Annotated in this window: 19 protein-coding genes; 11 read left to right on the plus strand and 8 right to left on the minus strand. The window is 54.2% G+C overall.

Going from position 1 to position 19,218, the window contains the following annotated elements; translation table 11 throughout:
* Nucleotides 1-40 precede the first annotated feature (40 nt).
* Nucleotides 41-1,006, plus strand: coding sequence for a lipoyl synthase (lipA, locus tag FQK12_RS07520; protein WP_004848774.1), 966 nt, complete (start codon nt 41-43; stop codon nt 1,004-1,006).
* Between the two features lie 226 nt (nt 1,007-1,232).
* Here the strand turns inward: lipA and tatE are convergent, their stop codons facing one another.
* The gene (gene tatE, locus FQK12_RS07525; protein WP_004130411.1) at nt 1,233-1,436 is read right to left on the minus strand and encodes a twin-arginine translocase subunit TatE; all 204 of its coding nucleotides are present in this window, start codon (nt 1,434-1,436) and stop codon (nt 1,233-1,235) included.
* A 127-nt stretch (nt 1,437-1,563) separates the two neighbouring features.
* Entirely contained in the window at nt 1,564-2,352 is a 789-nt protein-coding gene (locus FQK12_RS07530; protein WP_014228395.1) for a deaminated glutathione amidase, read from the minus strand.
* A gap of 91 nt (nt 2,353-2,443) precedes the next feature.
* On the opposite strand from FQK12_RS07530, the gene crcB reads away from it, so the two are divergent.
* Nucleotides 2,444-2,827 carry a fluoride efflux transporter CrcB gene (gene crcB, locus FQK12_RS07535; RefSeq protein WP_014228394.1) on the plus strand — a complete coding sequence of 128 codons (384 nt, stop codon included), beginning with the start codon at nt 2,444-2,446 and terminating at the stop codon, nt 2,825-2,827.
* A 64-nt stretch (nt 2,828-2,891) separates the two neighbouring features.
* On the opposite strand, the gene cspE is transcribed toward crcB, so the two are convergent.
* Both cspE and pagP read right to left on the minus strand, forming a co-directional pair.
* A complete protein-coding gene (gene cspE, locus FQK12_RS07540) occupies nt 2,892-3,101 on the minus strand; it encodes a transcription antiterminator/RNA stability regulator CspE (RefSeq protein WP_004100146.1) in 210 nt (69 codons plus the stop codon).
* A gap of 195 nt (nt 3,102-3,296) precedes the next feature.
* Complete coding sequence (pagP, locus tag FQK12_RS07545) at nt 3,297-3,866, minus strand: lipid IV(A) palmitoyltransferase PagP (protein ID WP_014228393.1); 570 nt, start codon at nt 3,864-3,866, stop codon at nt 3,297-3,299.
* A 296-nt stretch (nt 3,867-4,162) separates the two neighbouring features.
* Between pagP and dcuC the strand changes: the two genes are divergently transcribed.
* The 4 genes from dcuC to uspG all read left to right on the plus strand — a co-directional run bounded on the left by dcuC (nt 4,163) and on the right by uspG (nt 7,617).
* Nucleotides 4,163-5,536: an anaerobic C4-dicarboxylate transporter DcuC gene (dcuC, locus tag FQK12_RS07550; protein ID WP_014228392.1), complete on the plus strand. Its 1,374-nt coding sequence runs from the start codon at nt 4,163-4,165 to the stop codon at nt 5,534-5,536.
* Between the two features lie 92 nt (nt 5,537-5,628).
* On the plus strand, nt 5,629-6,423 hold the full coding sequence (gene rna, locus FQK12_RS07555; protein ID WP_014228391.1) for a ribonuclease I: 795 nt from the start codon (nt 5,629-5,631) through the stop codon (nt 6,421-6,423).
* Between the two features lie 155 nt (nt 6,424-6,578).
* Nucleotides 6,579-6,989 (plus strand): nucleoside diphosphate kinase regulator, encoded by a 411-nt coding sequence (gene rnk, locus FQK12_RS07560; protein WP_014228390.1) that lies wholly within the window; start codon nt 6,579-6,581, stop codon nt 6,987-6,989.
* 199 nt (nt 6,990-7,188) lie between these two features.
* Nucleotides 7,189-7,617: a universal stress protein UspG gene (uspG, locus tag FQK12_RS07565; RefSeq protein WP_004100140.1), complete on the plus strand. Its 429-nt coding sequence runs from the start codon at nt 7,189-7,191 to the stop codon at nt 7,615-7,617.
* A 76-nt stretch (nt 7,618-7,693) separates the two neighbouring features.
* Here uspG and ahpF read toward each other — a convergent pair whose 3' ends face one another.
* Both ahpF and ahpC read right to left on the minus strand, forming a co-directional pair.
* Nucleotides 7,694-9,259, minus strand: a complete 1,566-nt coding sequence (gene ahpF / locus FQK12_RS07570) for an alkyl hydroperoxide reductase subunit F (RefSeq protein WP_004848755.1) — start codon at nt 9,257-9,259, stop codon at nt 7,694-7,696.
* 169 nt (nt 9,260-9,428) lie between these two features.
* Complete coding sequence (gene ahpC / locus FQK12_RS07580; protein ID WP_002894394.1) at nt 9,429-9,992, minus strand: alkyl hydroperoxide reductase subunit C; 564 nt, start codon at nt 9,990-9,992, stop codon at nt 9,429-9,431.
* Nucleotides 9,993-10,858: 866 nt separating this feature from the next.
* On the opposite strand from ahpC, the gene citR reads away from it, so the two are divergent.
* From citR to FQK12_RS07595, 3 genes are all read left to right on the plus strand, one after another.
* Nucleotides 10,859-11,770, plus strand: coding sequence for a DNA-binding transcriptional repressor CitR (gene citR, locus FQK12_RS07585; protein ID WP_014228389.1), 912 nt, complete (start codon nt 10,859-10,861; stop codon nt 11,768-11,770).
* A 104-nt stretch (nt 11,771-11,874) separates the two neighbouring features.
* Nucleotides 11,875-13,098, plus strand: coding sequence for a phosphoadenosine phosphosulfate reductase (locus FQK12_RS07590; RefSeq protein ID WP_014228388.1), 1,224 nt, complete (start codon nt 11,875-11,877; stop codon nt 13,096-13,098).
* A complete protein-coding gene (locus FQK12_RS07595; protein ID WP_014228387.1) occupies nt 13,083-13,712 on the plus strand; it encodes an IbrB-like domain-containing protein in 630 nt (209 codons plus the stop codon). The genes FQK12_RS07590 and FQK12_RS07595 overlap by 16 nt, the downstream gene beginning before the upstream one ends.
* On the opposite strand, the gene FQK12_RS07600 is transcribed toward FQK12_RS07595, so the two are convergent.
* On the minus strand, nt 13,713-14,858 hold the full coding sequence (locus tag FQK12_RS07600; protein ID WP_160742792.1) for a pyridoxal phosphate-dependent aminotransferase: 1,146 nt from the start codon (nt 14,856-14,858) through the stop codon (nt 13,713-13,715).
* Between the two features lie 194 nt (nt 14,859-15,052).
* Here FQK12_RS07600 and mtnC point away from each other — a divergent pair, with 194 nt between their 5' ends.
* Together mtnC and FQK12_RS07610 are read left to right on the plus strand one after the other, a co-directional pair.
* Nucleotides 15,053-15,742 carry an acireductone synthase gene (gene mtnC, locus FQK12_RS07605; RefSeq protein ID WP_014228385.1) on the plus strand — a complete coding sequence of 230 codons (690 nt, stop codon included), beginning with the start codon at nt 15,053-15,055 and terminating at the stop codon, nt 15,740-15,742.
* Nucleotides 15,739-16,281 (plus strand): 1,2-dihydroxy-3-keto-5-methylthiopentene dioxygenase, encoded by a 543-nt coding sequence (locus FQK12_RS07610; protein WP_014228384.1) that lies wholly within the window; start codon nt 15,739-15,741, stop codon nt 16,279-16,281. The genes mtnC and FQK12_RS07610 overlap by 4 nt, the downstream gene beginning before the upstream one ends.
* A gap of 183 nt (nt 16,282-16,464) precedes the next feature.
* On the opposite strand, the gene FQK12_RS07620 is transcribed toward FQK12_RS07610, so the two are convergent.
* Entirely contained in the window at nt 16,465-18,774 is a 2,310-nt protein-coding gene (locus tag FQK12_RS07620) for a molybdopterin-dependent oxidoreductase (RefSeq protein WP_014228383.1), read from the minus strand.
* Between the last annotated feature and the right edge of the window lie 444 nt (nt 18,775-19,218).

A 19,218-nucleotide genomic window follows, 5' to 3' on the forward strand; every position in this document is an offset into this window, starting at 1 on the left:
TTCGCTTTCCTTCGTCACTCGCAACTGGAACACGCACGCTATGAGTAAACCCATTGTGATGGAACGCGGTGTAAAATACCGCGATGCCGATAAAATGGCCCTTATCCCGGTGAAAAACGTGGCAACTGAGCGTGAAGCTCTGCTCAGAAAACCGGAATGGATGAAAATCAAACTTCCGGCTGACTCGTCCCGTATCCAGGGGATCAAGGCAGCGATGCGTAAGAACGGCCTGCACTCCGTGTGCGAAGAAGCCTCTTGCCCTAACCTCGCGGAATGTTTTAACCACGGAACGGCAACCTTTATGATCCTGGGCGCCATCTGTACCCGTCGTTGCCCGTTCTGCGATGTTGCCCACGGTCGCCCGGTGACGCCGGACGCCAATGAACCGCAAAAGCTGGCGCAAACCATCGCCGATATGGCGCTGCGCTATGTGGTGGTGACTTCCGTGGATCGCGACGATCTGCGCGATGGCGGCGCTCAGCACTTTGCCGACTGCATCAGCGCGATTCGCGAAAAAAGCCCGACGATTAAAATTGAAACCCTGGTGCCGGACTTCCGCGGCCGTATGGATCGTGCGCTGGAAATCCTTCAGGCGACGCCGCCGGACGTGTTTAACCATAACCTGGAAAACGTGCCGCGCCTGTATCGCCAGGTCCGCCCGGGAGCCGACTACAACTGGTCCCTGAAGCTGCTGGAACGCTTTAAAGAAGCACACCCGGAGATCCCGACGAAATCGGGCCTGATGGTGGGGTTAGGCGAAACCAATGCTGAAATCGTAGAAGTGATGCGCGATCTGCGCCGCCACGGCGTCACCATGCTGACGTTAGGCCAGTATTTACAGCCGAGCCGCCACCACCTGCCGGTACAGCGCTACGTCAGCCCGGATGAGTTCGAAGAGATGAAAGCCGAAGCGATGGCCATGGGCTTTACCCATGCTGCCTGCGGGCCGTTCGTTCGTTCCTCCTATCATGCCGATCTACAGGCCAAAGGCATGGAAGTGAAGTAATCTCTGCCTCGACCGCGGCGTGATATTTTTAGCGCAGCGGTCCGTTCTGCCGATGCGTTTCGTTACCCGCTAAAAATCCCACCCCGGTAACAGTTGGTTGCATCTTTTTCGTCAAAACTCAGTGCAAATAACAAAAGAGGCCGCAGCGCTATCGCTGCAGCCTCTTTGCCGACGCGGTTTATCCCCGTCGGTAGCGAGCCCCCTCGTTCAGGAAACTCGTCGCGAATTACTCTTTATGAGAGAGCTTCTGCGCCGGCGCTTCTTCAGCACTGGTCTTTTTCGCACTGTCATCGTCATCGTTCATGGCTTTTTTAAAGCCTTTGATAGCCGAGCCCAGGTCTCCACCCAGCGTGCGTAACTTTTTGGTACCAAACACCAGGATAATCAGCGCTGCGACTACCAGCAGTTTGGTAATACTAATCTCACCCATAGCTAACCTTCTTCTCTAATACAAGCTGCGAATACGCCATCATACACGCATACAATTAACGGCTATTTGACGCGCGGACACAATAGCAATCTGTAACAAGGTGAATCAAGCCTTGTTTAAAAAAACGTCATAATAATTGCGGTGGCGCAAAGCGGCGATTCTGCAACACCGGCAGACGCTCGCGTACCTGCTGAATATAATCAGCTGAAAATTCGGCAAAAATCAACTGCGGCCGCTCTCCTGCCCCGGCAAGCGTTGTTCCTAAGGGATCGACAATACGACTCTGGCCGATATTACGCGTCCCGCACTCCCCGGCGGCGACAAGATAACAGGTGGTATCCAGGGCCCGCGCCGCTAATAGCGTCGCCCAATGATGCTCCTTCAGCGGCCCTTTTACCCACGCGGCGGGCAACACGATGAGCTGCGCACCGCTGAGCGCTAACGACAGCGCCAGCTCAGGGAAACGTAAATCGTAGCAGGTCATCAGCCCGACGCGCATCCCATCCACCTCGATAAGCGGCGGAATCTGCCGCCCGGCATCGACCAGCCGGGACTCCTGAATATTGAAAGCATCATACAGATGCAGTTTCTGATATTGCGCAATAATCTTGCCCTGACGTAGCGCCACCAGCGTATTCGCTGCCCGTCCTTCGCCGGAAGGAATATGCAGGGTCAGCGCCGTCGTCAAGGCGTTGTTTTCGCTCTCTGCCAGCAAGAGCCGTAGAAAGCCGCCATCAAGGCGCTGGGCGGATTTAACCGATAAGTCCGCATCGTTATCGTCTCGCGCCAGCAGCGCTTCCGGGAGAACCAGAAGCGCGGCCCCCCGCTCCGCGGCCTGACGCATCATGCTCACGCAGGTCTGCGCGTTTTCCGTCCAGTCCGGCGTTACGGCAAATTGTCCGGCAGCAACAAGCATCTTTTCTCTCCCGTCAGGTTAGTCATAGCCAGTGAGGCCTTTCGCGCGCTACACTCGAAGTTTAGTCTCGATCAATAAACAGGGAATGACCGTGTTGCAACTCCTTTTGGCTGTGTTTCTTGGCGGCGGCACCGGCAGCGTTTTGCGCTGGTGGCTGGGTATGAAGTTTAACCCCATGCATCATGCTATCCCCATTGGTACGCTCACCGCTAACCTGCTGGGCGCTTTTATTATCGGCGCAGGGCTGGCATGGTTTAACCGCATGACGGATATCGATCCGATGTGGAAGCTGCTTATCACCACCGGCTTTTGCGGCGGGCTGACCACCTTCTCCACGTTTTCCGCCGAAGTGGTGTTTCTACTCCAGCAGGGGCGCTTTAGCTGGGCGTTACTCAACGTACTGGTCAACTTGTCAGGCTCATTTGCCATGACGGCCACCGCGTTCTGGCTGTTTTCACATGCGGCCAGCCGCTAGCCCCTGACCGCAGGCAAAAAAAAACCCGCCATGAGCGGGTTTTTATATTCTACTGACGCGTTGCTTAGATAGGCATTACGTTTGCAGCAGAAGGGCCTTTGGCACCGTTAGTGATTTCGAACTCTACGCGCTGACCTTCAGCCAGAGTTTTGAAACCGTTGGACTGGATTGCAGAGAAATGTACGAATACATCTTTGCTGCCATCTTCCGGAGTAATGAAACCGAATCCTTTGGACTCATTAAACCACTTAACGTTACCTTTAATCTTAGACATCAAAATTACCTTTATATGAAAAAATCGACACTAATACTGTGTCGGGTATCAGTACACCAATTGTGGTACCTTTTGTCCAGCGCAACTTTGCTAAAAAGTGATAAAAGTCTCTATCTTTTTGCACCGGGCTCACGTTAGTCTTTGTTTTTCAACAAGACAGTCCGCTTATCTCTTTTATTGCTATAAAAAATCGCATCAAAACTGAATGCGCGCCCAGGCAAAGTAAACGTTTCCGTTGTTATAGGTGCCCGGGATATAGGTCATCTGGAACGTGGCCGGGCCGTACCCGATAGAAGCCAGAGGCAGCACGACCGGAATCGGGATGTAGTTCCAGTTATCGCGCGCCGTCACGCCAAGCGTATAGCCTAAACCCAGATGGAAATTATCGTCTGCTAAGGGACGCCAGGTTTTCTCCCAGCCATAGCCGCCGATAGGCTCCCACTTATTATAAGAGTCTTTAAAGGCCATCAAATAGATGCCATGCCAGTTCCCTTTATCATCCCAGCGCGAGACGCCGAAGCCGGCGCCCCAGGGACGTTCGTTGTAGCGGTCCGTTTTCTCTTTGTCGTAGGCGAAACGGGCGTGCCAGGTCACCGCGGGGATATAAAGATCATAGTGCTCAGGCTCATTCCAGGTCTGCGCGACGTTATCGCTCAGCGTATTGTAGCCGTCGCGAAGCGTCGAACTAAACGATGCATTAGCGGAGGTGGATGATAGCAGCAGGCCCAGGCATCCCAGAAACAACCCTATAAATCGACGTCGCATTACACTTTTCTCTTACCAGTATCATTTTTAAAGCGGAGTAAGATAACAAAGATAATCTTAATACTACCTTAACGGTATTAGGCAAACTCTTGATTTATCCGGTGCAAAAAATCTGAAAATCTCTCGCGCCCAGGCTTTGACCAGGCGGGCATATTACTGCCTGACAGGGATTCTCATCGATTTATTGATTTGCGTCAGCGAGTTTTGCCCGTTTTTTAGGCACATTCCCTCACTAAATTTTTTCTTCGCTTCATTTATTAGTAGATTCTTTGGGTTAATGGTTTAGGGGTAAAAGAATGCTTACGCTAGTAGAGATCCTGATTGGGATTGTGGTCATTGTGGGCGTCGCCCGCTATATCATTAAAGGCTATTCCGCCACCGGCGTGCTGTTCGTCGGTGGCTTAGTATTACTCATCGCCAGCGCGCTGATGGGGCATAAGGTTTTACCAGGCGACGCAAAGAGCACCGGTTATTCAGCAACCGATATCGTTGAATATATTAAGATACTGCTGATGAGCCGCGGCGGCGACCTCGGCATGATGATCATGATGCTCTGCGGTTTCGCGACTTATATGACGCACATCGGCGCCAATGACATGGTGGTGAAGCTGGCGTCAAAACCGCTGCGCTTCATTAACTCCCCCTATCTACTGATGATCGCCGCTTATTTCGTTGCCTGCCTGATGTCGCTGGCCGTCTCCTCCGCTACCGGTCTGGGAGTACTGCTGATGGCGACACTGTTCCCGGTGATGGTCAACGTGGGCATCAGCCGCGGCGCTGCCGCCGCTATCTGCGCCTCACCGGCGGCGATTATTCTCTCCCCCACTTCCGGGGATGTCGTGCTGGCCGCCAAAGCCGCCGAAATGCCGCTGATTGACTTTGCCTTTAAAACCACGCTGCCTATTTCTATTGTGGCCATTATCAGCATGGCGATCGCTCACTTTTTCTGGCAGCGCTACCTGGATAAAAAAGAAAACGTCGCCCATGAAATGCTCGATGTAAACGAGATAACCACGACCGCCCCCGCTTTCTACGCCATTCTGCCGTTTACGCCGATAATCGGCGTACTGATTTTCGACGGCAAATGGGGACCGGAGCTGCACATCATCACCATTCTTGTGCTCTGCATGCTGCTGGCGGCGGTTCTGGAATTCTGCCGCGGCTTTAACACCAAAAATGTGTTCAATGGCCTGGAAGCGGCGTATCGCGGCATGGCTGACGCGTTTGCCGGTGTGGTGATGCTGCTGGTAGCCGCCGGCGTCTTTGCTCAGGGTCTGAGTACCATTGGCTTTATTAACGGTCTGATCTCTATCGCCACGTCGTTCGGCTCCGCCAGTATCATTCTGATGCTGGTGCTGGTCATTCTGACCATGCTGGCGGCGATGACCACCGGTTCCGGTAACGCCCCCTTCTATGCTTTCGTTGAAATGATCCCGAAGCTGGCGCACTCTTCCGGCATCAATCCAGCTTATCTCTCGATCCCGATGCTGCAGGCATCTAACCTTGGCCGAACCATTTCTCCGGTCTCCGGCGTGGTGGTCGCCGTGGCCGGTATGGCAAAAATTTCGCCGTTTGAAGTGGTGAAACGGACCTCTGTCCCGGTGCTGGTTGGTTTGTTAGTGGTGATTATCGCCACCGAAGTTCTGGTTCCCGGCAGCGCAATCCGCTAAAGCTGAAACCGTGTGAAAAGGCGCCTGTTGGCGCCTTTTTTATGCTTTAATAACTCAATGTTATCAATGACCATTTGTCATCAGGAATAAAAATGTTCAGGAAGGATTTCGTTGCCATTGCCCTTTTGCTCAGCGCCGCCCAGGTCAGCGCAGATCCGCTGATCGCCACGCAATACGGTGATTTTGACCGCTACGTGCTGGCTCTCTCCTGGCAAACGGGGTTCTGCCAAAGTATGCAAGACCGCAACCGCAGCGAACCGGAAGAGTGCCGCCTGCAGCAGGAACTCAGCAATAAAGCCGATTTTCTCACCGTTCACGGCCTGTGGCCGAGCCTGCCAAAATCTATTGCCGCACGGGGGGTGGACGAGCGGCGCTGGATGCGCTTTGGCTGTGCGACCCGCCCTGTTCCCAATATGCCGGAAGCAAAAGCCGGGCAAAAATGTCGGGCGGCTGAAACCGGGCTCTCGCTGGAAATGGCGAATAAGCTTAACGGCGTGATGCCGGGTTCGGGCGGTAACTCATGTCTCGAACGTTATGAATACGCCAAGCATGGCGTTTGCTTTGGTTTCGATCCTGACAACTATTTCGGCACCATGGTGCGCCTGAACGGCGAGATAAAACAGAGCCATCTGGGCGCCTTCCTGGCCAAACACTATGGGCAAACCGTTAGCCGGGATGGCTTCAACGCCGCGGTTGCTGAGGCCTATGGAAAACAGAACGTCAGGGCTTTCAAGTTAACCTGCAACGGCAACCCCGCCTATCTGACTGAGATGCAAATCTCCATCAAAGCAGCGGCCATTAATGCCCCTCTCTCCGCTGATTCATTCTTACCCCAACCCCATCCGGGGAACTGCGGTAAGCAATTTCTGCTGGATAAAGCCGGCTAGATTTCATACAACTCCGCTATGGTTCGTTGATGAATGTGCGTTTAATCACTTCAAACCACCAGCAAGTCTCAGTATGATGAGAGGACATTAACCCTTGCCATTTTCGGCGAGGGTTTTCTTTTACGGACAGGTTCCTGGATAACATGGAGTATGAGATGACCAGACCCGCAATTATCATTAATGAACTGGATGCAGAACGCATCGACAGACTGCTGGAACAACCGGCTTTCGCCAACTCACCGGTAGCGGACGCGCTGAATGACGAGCTTGACCGCGCGCAGATGCTGGCCCCGGAAGCCATGCCGCATGATGTTGTCAGCATGAATAGCAAGGTCAGATTTCGCGATTTAACCACCGGTGAAGAGCGCATCCGCACGCTGGTTTTCCCGGCGCAGGTCACGGATAGCGCCACCCAGCTTTCGGTGATGGCGCCGGTTGGCGCAGCCCTGCTGGGCCTCAAAGTCGGCAGCACGATTCACTGGGAATTACCGGGCGGCACCTCAACGCACCTTGAAGTGCTGGAACTGCTGTATCAGCCGGAGGCCGCTGGCGATTTTCACCGTTAATCTCCCCGCTGCCTGAAGCGTTTCGCGCTTTATTCAGAGGATGTTACTGCATCCTCTTTCTGCATCTTTCGCTCTTCTCCTCTCTTTTGACAAACTTTTACGCCGCCCTCGTACCGTTCTGACAATTTTGCGACCTGAATGGCACAATACTTTCCTATAATGTGTTGATATAAAAGCAGACGAACAAGGAGGAATGCATATGTATAAAACCATCATTATGCCCGTTGATGTCTTTGAAATGGAGTTAAGCGATAAAGCCGTTCGCCATGCGGAGTTTTTAGCCCAGCAGGACGGGGTTATCCATCTTCTCCACGTACTACCCGGTTCATCAAGCTTCACGATGAGTCGTTTTACCGCCGATCTGCGCCGCTTTGAAGAGCATTTGCAGCATGAAGCAGAAACGCGCCTGAAAACGATGGCCGGCCATTTCAGCATTGACCCGTCGCGAATCAAAATGCACGTCCGCTTTGGCAACGTGCGCGATATGGTCAATGAACTGGCCAATGAAATTAAAGCCGATGTGGTGGTGATAGGCTCCCGTAACCCTTCGATCAGCACCCATCTGCTGGGTTCCAACGCCTCAAGCGTGATTCGCCATGCGCATATTCCGGTGATGGTGGTCAGGTAGCGGCGGTAAGGTGAAAAAAGAGGCTACCCCAGGGTAGCCTCTTTGCTGTGCAGGTTTGGTCTTACTTTATTATGAATTATGCAGTCTTAGTGCGAATCAGGTAATCGAACGAGCTCAAAGACGCCTTCGCACCTTCGCCGGTGGCGATAATAATCTGTTTGTACGGAACGGTCGTGCAGTCGCCGGCAGCGAAAACGCCCTTCACGTTGGTTTCACATTTCGCATCAATGATGATTTCACCCATGCGGTTGCGCTCAATCGCGCCTTCCAGCCAGTTGGTATTCGGCAGCAGACCGATCTGCACGAAGATCCCCGACAGCGCCACGTGATGCTCATCGCCGCTCACGCGGTCGCGGTACTGCAGGCCAGTGACTTTGCTACCGTCGCCCACCACTTCCGTGGTCTGCGCGTTGAGAATGATATCGACGTTTTTCAGGCTGCGGACTTTATCCTGCAGAACCTGGTCGGCCTTCATTTCCGGCGCGAACTCCAGCAGAGTAACGTGTTCAACAACGCCTGCCAGATCGATTGCCGCTTCCACACCGGAGTTACCGCCGCCGATAACCGCCACGCGTTTACCTTTAAACAGCGGGCCGTCGCAGTGCGGGCAGTAGGTCACGCCCTTGGTACGATACTGATCCTCACCCGGCACGTTCATGTTACGCCATTTCGCGCCGGTGGCAATGATAACGCTACGCGCTTTCAGCACCGCGCCGGAGGCGGTCTCAACCTGATGCAGGCCGCCTTCAACCGTCGCCGGGATCAGTCTGGAGGCGCTCTGAGAATCGATCACATCAACATCGTATTCGCTGACGTGCGCTTTTAATGCGCCAGCCAGTTTCTGGCCTTCCGTTTTGGGTACTGAAATATAGTTTTCAATATCAACGGTATCCAGCACCTGGCCGCCAAAGCGTTCACCCATCAGGCCGGTACGAATACCTTTACGCGCGGAGTAAACGGCTGCCGCTGCGCCGGACGGGCCGGAGCCAACGATTAAGACATCATAGGCTTCACGTTTATTCAGCTCTTCCGCCGCGCGTTTTTCCGCGCCAGTATCCACTTTGGCAACGATTTCCGTCAGCGTCATGCGACCCTGACCAAATTCCTTACCGTTCATAAATACCGCCGGTACGCCCATCACGTTGCGTTCGGTGATTTCATTCTGATACGTTCCGCCGTCAATCGCCGTGTGCTTGATGCGCGGGTTCAGTACCGCCATCAGGTTCAGCGCCTGAACCACGTCCGGGCAGTTATGGCATGAAAGCGAATAGTAGGTTTCGAATTCAAAATCACCGTCGATATTGCGGATCTGCTCCAGCAGAGTCTGCGCTTCTTTTGACGGATGACCGCCGGTCCACAGCAGCGCAAGAACTAAAGAGGTGAATTCATGTCCCAGCGGAGAGCCGGCAAAGCGCGGCCCCTGGCTGGAGCCGGGGTTGGTAATCAGGAATGACGGCTTACGCACCGCCAGGCCGTTATCTTCTTTGAAGGTGACTTTATCTGACAGTTCAGCAATTTCAGCCAGCAGTTCCCTGATTTCTGCCGATTTAGCGCCGTCATCCAGCGTGGCAATCAGCTCAACAGGTTTGGTCAGCTTCTCAAGATAAGCCTTGAGCTGGGTTTTCATGTTGGTGTCGAGCATTTTTATCTCCTGGGCTTAAAACATCATCATGCAAGCGGCCTCGTTCAGGCAGCCTGAATACGCTTGCATCATGGTGTTGGAATAAAATGGGCGCCGGTGCGCCCATGACTGAAATAATTTCCCAAGTATTTCACGCCATAGCTGCGTTGGCGTGAAAGACGATGGAAATTTAGATTTTACCGACCAGGTCCAGAGATGGAGCCAGAGTCGCTTCACCTTCTTTCCATTTAGCCGGGCAAACTTCGCCTGGGTGAGAAGCTACGTACTGAGCTGCTTTGATTTTACGCAGCAGGTCAGACGCGTCGCGGCCGATACCTTCAGCGGTAACTTCGATAGCCTGGATGATACCCTGCGGGTCAACAACGAAGGTGGCACGATCTGCCAGGCCTTCATCTTCACGCATGTTGTCGAAGTTACGGGTCAGGGCGCCAGTCGGGTCGCCGATCATCGCGTATTTGATTTTCGCGATGGTTTCAGAGCTGCTGTGCCACGCTTTGTGGGTGAAGTGAGTGTCGGTAGAGACGGAGTAAACGTCTACGCCCAGCTTCTGCAGTTCTTCGTAGTGGTCTGCCACATCGCCCAGTTCAGTCGGGCAAACGAAGGTGAAGTCAGCCGGATAGAAGAAGAAGACGCTCCAGCGGCCTTCAGTATCTTTCTCGGTAACTTCGATGAATTCACCGTTTTTGAACGCCTGGTTTTTGAAAGGTTTGATTTTGGTATTAATTAAGGACATCTATACTTCCTCCGTGTTTTCGTTGAGGTCTAAGTTAACGAATTTTTCCTGACTCGACCAATGCGTTTGCATTATCGAATCAATAAGCGTTATCTAACAACCGGAACAAGACAACTTTGTGAACCTGTCAACGCGATGACAATCTTCTACCGCGTTTCGCATTATATGCGCTGAAAAGTAAAAAGGCCGCCCTCGCAGGCGGCCCCGTTACCTGAAACACCCGCAGGTAGGTTCAGCGCCAGTAGCTGGCAATGTGTTGCGCTCTACACCTTAATGTAACAGCTAAGGGATTACATCACCCGCTGAACGAAAGGGCAATCCACGCGGCGGCAGGTGTTACCTATGACTGTGATAGGTTTTACCGCTACCCCTACTTTTCCGGTGATTTCACAGAGCATCACCATGTCAAAATGCCCGTTCTTTGTGACATGTTTCCCGCGTTAGCGCGATGCAGACGCCCCCACTGCCGCTCTTCCACTTGCCATACTTGCCCGCAGGACCAGCGAAAGCCGGAGAATAAAGAATTTAATTACCGCCCGCGGTTGATGAACATCCTCAGTGCCGCTCACGTATCAGTAATTTATAATATGAATAACCAAATAAACTTCAACAAGCGTTCAGGCTTCCCGTTAAAGAAAAACTACAGATGCTAAGCGGGGCAAGGTAAGTATTTATAAATAACCCACTCCCCTGACTTTAGCGGTACACAAAAGGATCTGGTAGAATACGCAACGGTAGTATATATTTAGATAAACTTAATGACGGCGCCTGCATTAAATAACAAGAAACAAATATTCATACAATGAATATAATACAGATACATATTCACCAGTTTCCCTTACCGCCAGCTTAACAGGACGTTGATAATGGCTAATCTTTACGATCTTAAGAAATTTGATCTGAACCTACTCGTTATTTTCGAATGTATTTACCAGCATTTAAGCATCAGTAAAGCGGCGGAAACGCTATTTATTACGCCCTCCGCCGTCAGTCAGTCGCTTCAGCGGCTACGCACCCAGCTGAATGATCCGCTATTCGTTCGTTCAGGTAAAGGAATTACGCCGACCACCGTAGGGGTTAATCTCCACCATCATCTTGAAAAAAATCTTAATCAATTAGAACAAACTATTTATCTCACCAATCGTTCTGAGTTAAAGAAACGCCTGGTTGTCTATGCGCCGCAGCTTTTTATTACCCCAAAAACAACCAGCCTGATCCATATGTTATTAGATGATTCAAACTTACACGTAGAACATCACGATCTGCTGGCGTCCGGAGAGTCGGTAGAAAGCCTGTTGGCCTACCGTAAAGCCGACCTGATATTTAGCACCACGCCCCTGTCATCGCGGGCTACCGTGTGTAAACGTATTCAGGAGCTGGGCATTTCTCTGGTCTGTAGTGAAAATCATCCTCGGCTGGCATCGCTAACAACGACGAAAGCCATACTGCAGGAGCGCTTTACGTATTATATTTGCAACGATCAGGGAACGAAGTCGTTTCAAAGCCAGGCGGCCGGCATACTGTCTGACAGGAAAATTTCGTTCCGTAGCGATTCATACATAGCGATCCTTAATGTTATTCAGCAAACTGATATTATTGGGTTTGTACCCACCTGTATTTTAGAACACATCAGTTTCCATAATAAATTTAAGGTTATAGAGGCGCCATTTAAGATCCCTTCCATCACTATTTATATGATTTACAATCGGGTAAACCTTGACGACCCGAACTTTGCAAACTTTATCGACGAATGTGAAAAGAATAAAATTATTGAATAGTTAATGCCATTTAATTTGATTAACGAATAATAAGTAATCTCTTGATTAAGAAATAAATGTGATATAAGTACACAGTATCTTTTAGCATTAAAGGAATAATGGCTGTGTCTTTTATAAAACTTCCATTACCCGAGTCCGTTCTGCAGGCCAGTCAGCAGCGAATAGAATGGGTAATGGAAAACTTCTCCCGTGTTTGCGTCTCTTTTTCTGGCGGTAAAGATTCTACAATCATGCTGCATCTCACGGCGCAGCACGCCCGCCGTACAGGCAAAAAGATTTGCGTCCTGTTTGTGGATTGGGAAGCGCAGTTCTCTTGCACCATTGCGCATTGTGAAAAGATGCGCGCAGAGTATCGCGACGTTATTGAGCAATTTTTCTGGGTCGCGTTGCCTCTCACTACCCAGAATTCTCTGACCCAATATCATCCCGAATGGCAGTGCTGGGAACCCGGCGCGCCCTGGGTGCGACAACCGCCAAAGGACGCGATTACCGATCCCGGCTTTTTCCCGTTTTATCAATCGGGCATGAGTTTTGAAACGTTCGTTCGCGAATTTGCCGATTGGTTTTCGCAAAACCGCCCCGCGGCGGTGATGATCGGCATCCGCGCCGATGAATCGTTAAATCGGTTTATCACCATCTCCTCGCAGCGCAAGCTTCGCTTCGCCGACGATAAACCCTGGACCACCTCCGCGCCGGGCGGACACGCGTGGTACATCTATCCTATCTACGACTGGAAAACCGCCGATATCTGGACCTGGTTCGGCAAAAGCGGCCTGTCCTACAACCCGCTCTATAACCTGATGTATCAGGCGGGCGTTCCGCTGCGCTATATGCGTATCTGCGAACCCTTTGGCCCGGAGCAGCGCCAGGGGCTGTGGCTCTACCATGTGCTGGAGCCTGAACGCTGGGCCGCCATGTGCCATCGCGTCAGCGGCGTCCACTGCGGCGGAGTTTATGCCGGTCACGATAATCAGTTCTACGGCCATCGAAAGCTGGATAAACCTGCGCAGCATACCTGGAAAAGCTACGCCCTGTTTTTACTCGACAGCATGCCGGAGAAAACGGCGGAACATTACCGCAATAAAATCGCCGTCTATCTTCACTGGTACCAAAAAAAGGGAATGATAGATATTCCGGACACGCAGCCGGCGGATATTGGCTCGAAAGACGTCCCGTCCTGGCGGCGCATCTGTAAAGTTCTGTTGAACAATGATTACTGGTGCCGCCAGCTCTCTTTCAGCCCGACCAAAGCGAATCAATATAAACGCTATCGCGAACGGATGAATAAAAAGCGCCAGCAATGGGGGATACTATGCAACGACAATTAATCCAGGATCTCGAACGCTATCTGCAATCGCTGGAAGATGAAGAGGAAAAGATTACTGCGCTTAACGCCTTTCGCCAGATTCTGCATGAATATAGCCCCTTCAAATCCCAACCGGTTGACTGCGTATTGTGGGTAAAACAGGGCGCCGTTTTGCCTAATGATTACAACCCAAATAATCTTGCGCCACCGGAAAAACGCCTGCTGTTTACCTCGCTGGAAACGGACGGCTTCACGCAGCCCGTTGTGGTAGTGAAACAGGATCAGGAGCGCTATTCCATTATCGACGGTTTTCACCGTCATGAGCTGGCGAGCGGCAGAGCGGCGCTGAAGAAACGACTGAAAGGCTACCTTCCCGTCACCTGCCTGGAAAAGAGCAGCCCCAGGCGTGATTCGCTGATGGCCGCCACCATCCGCCACAACCGGGCGCGCGGACGTCATCAGATTCATGCGATGTCGGAAATCGTCCAGGAGCTGGCGCATCTCGGCTGGTGTGACGAGAAAATCGGCAAAGAGTTAGGGATGGACTCAGACGAAGTATTGCGCCTGAAGCAAATCAACGGTCTGGTGGAGATGTTCAGCGACCGTCAATTTTCTCAGGCGTGGACCGTTAAATAACTACAGACGACACAGTCGTTCCGCCGCAGCCAGCAGCGTGGCTGGCTGTTTGGCGAAGCACAGGCGTATCAGCTTATGCGGGAACGGATCGGCGCAGAACACCGATAGCGGAATCGCCGCGACGCCGATTTCGGTGGTTAACCAGCGGCAGAAGCTGACATCATCCAGATCCGAGACCGCGCTGTAGTCCGCCAGCAGGAAGTAGGTCCCTTCGCAGGGCAAAATGTCCAGCCGACTGGCGCGCAGCGCATCAATAAACAGGTCCCGCCGCTCGCGGTAAAACGCCGGCAGCTGGCGATAGTGCTCCGGCTCGCTGCGCAGCATATCGGCAATCGCCAGCTGAGCGGGCGTATTGACGGCAAAAGTCAGATACTGATGCACTTTACGCAGCTCGGCGCTAATGGCGGCAGGCGCCACGCAGTAGCCCACCTTCCAGCCGGTCATATGGAAGGTCTTGCCAAACGAAGAGACCGCCACCGCCCGCTCGCGCAGCTGCGGATGCGCCAGCACGCTGGCATGCCCTTCGGCGGCAAAGCAGATATGTTCGTAAACCTCATCGCTCAGCACATAGATTTCACGATCGGCAATCGCCTGCCACAGCGCGGCAAAATCTTCCCGCTGCCATACCGTCGCTGACGGGTTGTGCGGCGTATTGAGGATAACCAGTCGGGTTTTGTCGCTGAGGCTCGCGGCGAACTGCTGCCAGTCAACGCGAAAATGCGGCGGCTGGAGAGCAATGCGCTTCAGCACGCCGCCCGACAGCTCAATCGCCGGGGCGTAGCTATCATAGCTAGGGTCAAAGCAAATGACTTCGTCGCCGGAACGTACCAGCGCGGTAATCGCCGCATACAGCGCTTCCGTCGCGCCGGCGGTAACGGTCACGTCGCTGTTGGCATCGGGACGATAGCCGTACAGCTCTTCCGTTTTATCGACGATGGCGTCGCGTAGCGCGGCCACGCCTGTCATCGGCGCGTACTGATTCGCCCCCTGCGCCACGTGATACGCCAGACGCTCCTGCAGATAGCGCGGACCATCGAAATCCGGGAACCCCTGTGACAGGTTAATCGCCTGATGCTGCTGGGCCAGAGCGCTCATTTGGGTAAAGATCGTGGTGCCCAGTGAAGGAAGTTTACTCTCAGGAATCAGTGGCTTATTGCTCATTCTTTTTGTACCGTCTGTCATGCTGTTGTTGAAGCCACTATAACACGATGTTAATATTTGGCAATCAAGACGCTTAGACGTCTAAATGATAATGTTATTTCGCTTATGCTTATGAGTGGAAAACAGCGAGCAGCACAACGCCACCGTCAGCACGACCTACCGCTCACTCTGGAGAACTCATGATCCGCGCTATCGTGACCGATATTGAAGGCACCACCAGCGACATTCGCTTCGTCCACAACGTCCTGTTCCCGTACGCTCGCGAACGCCTGGCCGGCTTCGTGACCGCCCAGCAGTTTGTCGATCCGGTAAAGACCATTCTCGATAACCTGCGCGAAGAGATCGCCCAACCGGCGGCCAGCGTCGAGCAGCTTATTGCTACCCTGTTCGCCTTTATGGATGAAGACCGCAAATCTACCGCCCTCAAGGCGCTCCAGGGGATTATCTGGCGCGAAGGCTACGTCAATGGCGACTTCACCGGCCACCTGTATCCTGACGTCCTGCCGTCGCTGGAAAAATGGAAGTCACAGGGCGTTGATTTATATGTATATTCCTCAGGCTCCGTCGCCGCGCAGAAATTGTTATTTGGCTACAGCGACGAAGGTGATATTACTCATCTGTTCAACGGCTATTTCGATACCCTGGTAGGCGCCAAGCGCGAAGCGCAGTCCTACCGCAATATTGCTGAGCAGCTGGGACAGCCTCCTGCCGCCATCCTGTTCCTGTCCGATATCCATCAGGAGCTGGATGCCGCCGAAGAGGCCGGCTTCCGCACCCTACAGCTGGTGCGCGGCGACCGTGACCCGGCCAGCCACCATCCGCAGGTTCAGCGTTTTGACGATATTCATCCGGAGCAGATCCCAGCATGAGCGCATTAACCATTTTTTCCGTGAAAGACCCGCAAAATTCTCTCTGGCACAGCACGAACGCCGAAGAGATCCAGCAGCAGCTCAACGCCAAAGGCGTCCGCTTCGAGCGCTGGCAGGCCGACCGCGATTTAGGCCCGGCGCCAGCCTCAGAAACGGTTATTGCCGCCTATCAGCATGCGATTGATAAGCTGGTGGCTGAGAAGGGTTACCAGAGCTGGGACGTGATCAGCCTGCGTGCGGATAATCCGCAGAAAGAGGCGCTGCGGGAAAAATTCCTCAACGAGCATACCCACGGGGAAGACGAAGTGCGCTTCTTCGTCGAGGGAGCCGGCCTGTTTTGCCTGCATATTGGCGACGAGGTATTCCAGGTGCTCTGTGAAAAGAACGACCTGATTTCCGTTCCGGCGCACACGCCGCACTGGTTTGATATGGGCTCGGAGCCCAACTTCACCGCTATCCGCATCTTCGACAACCCGGAAGGCTGGATTGCCCAGTTTACCGGCGACGATATCGCCAGCGCCTACCCGCGGCTGGCGTAACGCGCCTTATCCGGGCTACCGATCTGCAGACAACTGTGAACATGTAGCCCGGGCAGGCGCCCTGCGCCGCCCCCGGGAGCAGAACGCAGCGTGGCTGAATTTCCCGGAGGCGATGCTGCGCATCTGTCCGGGCTATCCGCCCCAGGAGGGCTTTGATTCCGTAAGCCGGGAATTACCGGGCGCCTAACCCTGAATAAACATCGGCGGGTCGAAAGCGGTCACCGGCGGCAGCGCGTCCCGCCACGGCGCAATCTCCACCCAGCAGCTTTGGGCGCTGCAGCCCTGCCCCAGCCGCGAGCTGCCGCGATCTTCGGTCAACACGTTGGGATTGCCGTGCTTATCCAGAGACCCCTTTTCAGCCGGATCCAGCGGATCGTACCAGGCGCCGGTCGACATCTGCACCACTCCGGGCAAAATCTGCTCGCTGAGGTGCACCCCGGCAAGAATGGCTCCCCGGGCGTTAAAGACCTTGACCACGCTGCCTTCGCTGATGCCCCGCGCCTGCGCATCCTGCGGATGCATCCACAGCGGCTCGCGCCCCCGAATTTTCGTCGCCCGGCTCACGCTGCCGTGATCGTACTGGCTGTGCAGGCGGGTGCGCGGCTGGCTGGAGAGCAGATGCAGCGGCCAGCGCGCCGCCTCCTGCCGCTGCCAGGCCTCCTCCTGCTCATCCCACCACGGGTGGCCGGGACACTCGCGATAGCCAAACCCGGCGATGGTTTCGGAAAAAAGTTCGATCTTGCCGGAAGGCGTAGAGAGCGGATAGCGCTGCGGGTCGGCGCGAAAATCCGCCAGGAAAACCTGCGGTTTCTCCGGCGCGCTGTATTCCAGCACCCCCTGCCGCCAGAATTCATCAAACGACGGCAGCGCGATCCCCTCTTCCCGCGCGCGCGGCCGCGACGCTTCGTAGATCTCCCGCAGCCACTGCCCGGCGTCGCGCCCCTCGCTAAAGCGCTCGCCGCAGCCCAGCCGCTCGGCAAGGTCGCAGAAGATGGCGTAATCATCGCGCGCTTCGCCCACCGGCGGGATCTGCGCGCTCATGGCGATCATAAAGCCGTCGTGACCGCCGCTGCCGATATCTTCCCGCTCCAGCGACGTGGTGACCGGCAGAACGATATCGGAAAATTTGGCCTGCGCGGTCCAGAACTGTTCATGAACGACCACCGTTTCCGGCCGCCGCCAGGCTTCACACAGGCGGTTAATATCCTGATGATGGTGAAACGCGTTGCCGCCGGCCCAGTAGACGAGGCGGATGTCGGGATAGCGCAGATGCTGGCCGTCAAACTCGTATGCCTCGCCCGGATGCAGCAGCATATCGGAAAGGCGCGCCACCGGAATCACCTGGTTTACCGCGTTCTCTCCGGCGGGAAGGCGCGGCCCGGAAAAGGCCTTACGCGCCGCCCCCGCCAGATTGGTGCAGGCGTAGCCAAACCCCAGTCCGCCGCCCGGCGTACCGATTTGCCCCAGCAGCGCGGTGAGCGCCACCGTCGCCCAGTAGGCCTGCTCGCCCTGGCGCGCCCGCTGAATCGACCAGGAGATATTGACCATCGTGCGCTGGCTGGCCATCTCGCGCGCCAGCGCGGCAATCCGCTGCGCCTCAATACCGGTTATCGCCGCCGCCCACTCCGGCGTTTTTGCGACGCCATCGCTCTCCCCCATCAGGTAGGCGCGATAGGGCGCGAGACCCACGGTATGGCTGGCGATAAAACCGCTGTCGTAGAGGGATTCATTAATCAGCACATAACAGAGCGCCAGCAGCAGCGCGGTATCGGTTCCCGGACGAACCGCAAGCCACTCGGCGCTCTCCACGGCGCTCAGGTCATTGCGCACCGGGCTGATATTGATAAAGCGCGTCCCCTGCGCCTGCATCTTTTCCAGCCAGTATTTCAGCATATGGTCGTTGGCGCCGCCGCCGTTGACCTGCGCATTACGCAGCGGCAGGCCGCCGAATGCGACAAACAGCTGGCATTCGCGCGCCAGCTCGGAAAAGTGGGTGTGCTGGCGGTGCAGCGGGCTCAGCGGCCCGAGAATATGCGGCAGGATGCGCTCGCCCGCCGCGCTGCTGTAGGTGTTGGTGCTGGCGGTATAGCCGCCGAAGCACTTGAGGAAGCGGTGCAGCTGACTTTGCGCGTGGTGAAAACGGCCGGCGCTGGCCCAGCCGTAGGAGCCGCCGAAAATCGCCTCATTGCCGCAGCGCGCTTTGACCGAATTCAGTTCGCGGGCCAGTAAATCGAGCGCCACCTCCCAGCTCACCTCAACAAACGGCTCTTTACCGCGCCCCTCGCGCGAAGCCGGGCCATTTTGCAGGTAGCCCGCGCGCACCGCCGGACGGCGAATGCGCGTCTTGCTGGTGACTGCATCGGGGAGCGACTGACCAATACGTGAGGGATTTTTATCCCAGGGCACCGGCGTCACCGCCTCAATGTTGCCGTCACGGGCCTGGACCTGCCAGGTTCCCCAGTGCATTACGGTCAGATTATGTTGTTTTTTCATCTTGCCTGTTTTCTTCTCACCCGATAAAGGCCGCCATAATAAAGCGTGCGAATCCTGGGAATAAAATACGTATCACCATACAATCTGCTGCTGAGAAAGGATTTTCCACGCAGAATAGTTCTACGCCATTCCGGGATACGATATATTACAGCGACAGAATAATTTTAATTAAGCAGCAATCTTTATTTGAATAAATAAGAGTTGCAAGCAAATTAAGCCCACAAAATAAAAAGGGATTAAGCTGCATCATGAAATATTTTCAGGTTACAGATAACAAATTTACGTTTTCCTCAGGCAAATCTGCGATATAACATCGTTAATATACCCTAAATAATTCAAGTTTCAGGACAAAACGGTTAACCGTTTTGAACAGCGCTTGCGCTGGCCCCGTAAGGGGTGAGGCCGCAGGCCGAGTAACGCGGCAAGTAAGAGAGTCCCGATGAG

The sequence above is a fragment of the Klebsiella sp. ME-303 genome (genome assembly GCF_007910085.1).
GTDB classification, from domain to species: domain Bacteria; phylum Pseudomonadota; class Gammaproteobacteria; order Enterobacterales; family Enterobacteriaceae; genus Klebsiella; species Klebsiella michiganensis.